Genomic DNA, 1,406 nt, shown 5'->3' with positions numbered 1-1,406 from the left:
CCACATTACCACATCCGGTTATAATACTAATAATAATATTCAATCAACTGATTTAAAATCTACTTTTGATTCGTACTGAAAATGGGAAGCCTACAGTATCTTTTCCATAAATCACATAGTCTGGCATTTGTGGGCTTGCTAAAATTTCAGTCACCCAAAGTGTCAGAATAAAAGTGATTATATGTTTAAGTTTGTTCGTCATAGCATTACCGCCAACATTCGAGTATTTGCGAAGGCAGGGGATTCATTGCTCGTCCAGCCCGGTACAAATGCCCATTTGAAAATATGTTGTTGAAGTTAAGAACTAAAGCTGAACATTGAACGTCGAGCCCGAACTGCTGTTGATGCTTGCACATAGATGATATTACAATGTCCAGCCCTGCTTTTGCAAATACTTTTGTTGTGCGTTCGGCATTCTCACTCGGCTATTGATGTTGTCTGTCATGGCAAGATTTGCAAACTGAAACAAGCCATTCAATTGGTTCTTTGCCGATATTGTACTTTGCGTATCTCTTATGATGCACCTGTGTCGCCTTACCACCACAAAATACACAACGCCAATTATCTCGTTTAAGAACAACATACCGTTTACGTTGCCATGCTTCTGATTTAAGATAGTCGTTTCGGTAATAGTCTCGCCGTTGTTTTCGTTGTATGTCAAACCGCCAACGATTAAATATTACTATGGCTATTACAAGAAGTATTAAAATTAGAGCCTGCATTTGTTCGCTACTTTAATATATCGGAATAACCATTCTTTCTCCTTCCTTTCCCCATTGTACTTGCCAAGTCCTACCGTTTATTTGGTCGAGTAGAATGAAATTATATATGTTGGGTGTGGGATAGAGGAAAAATCTGCCATTCTTCTCTTCGCTTTCATTTACACGGGAGATGTCTGATAGTATAGTCTCAAACCTATATTTGCTTTCAGTTCCCCACTGAACTTGCCACATTTGCCCATTTCTTGTATTTAGTTTAATAAATGTGTATGTATTTTTTGTGGAAAACAGTCTGTACACAACACTATCCGTAGAGATATTTTGAATAGGAACATCAATTCCACTTTGAGCAAAAGTTGCAATTGAAGACAAACAAATAATTATAGGAAGTATTAGTCTTTTCATGTTGATAATTTAAAGTGTATAAGTCCAACGTTTCATTTAGCAGGATGTCGCTTTATCCTGACGCACAACGTTTATCGGCTTGCTGAAGTACGGGCATTTGTTGTACGTCAGCTTAACCTTTGTTCTATTGTTCGATAAAGTAAATCAATTCAGCCCTTGTTCTTCAGCCCGTATTTTGGCAAGCCGCTGTTGAACTAAACCTACGGAAGCCTTCCGCACTATCCGTAACTTTAGCCCTCATCAAAAAAGAATAAATATGGCAACGAAAAAAAATCGCCGGAA

General features: G+C 38.0%; 2 protein-coding genes. Both read right to left on the bottom strand.

The window, feature by feature from the left end; translation table 11 throughout:
* Positions 1–364: 364 nt before the first annotated feature.
* Positions 365–661 (bottom strand): hypothetical protein, encoded by a 297-nt coding sequence (locus BM015_RS21230; protein ID WP_177191993.1) that lies wholly within the window; start codon positions 659–661, stop codon positions 365–367.
* 73 nt (positions 662–734) lie between these two features.
* Positions 735–1,124, bottom strand: a complete 390-nt coding sequence (locus tag BM015_RS21225) for a hypothetical protein (protein WP_090663371.1) — start codon at positions 1,122–1,124, stop codon at positions 735–737.
* Between the last annotated feature and the right edge of the window lie 282 nt (positions 1,125–1,406).

The organism is Parafilimonas terrae (genome assembly GCF_900115755.1).
Lineage (GTDB): Bacteria > Bacteroidota > Bacteroidia > Chitinophagales > Chitinophagaceae > Parafilimonas > Parafilimonas terrae.
The sequence above is the reverse complement of the archived record's forward strand: the minus strand, read 5'-3'. Positions and strand labels throughout refer to the sequence as shown.

Excerpts from the sequence above, each read along its gene's own strand:
- BM015_RS21225 (WP_090663371.1), bottom strand. The coding sequence starts at position 1,124 with ATGAAAAGACTAATACTTCCTATAATTATTTGTTTGTCTTCAATTGCA.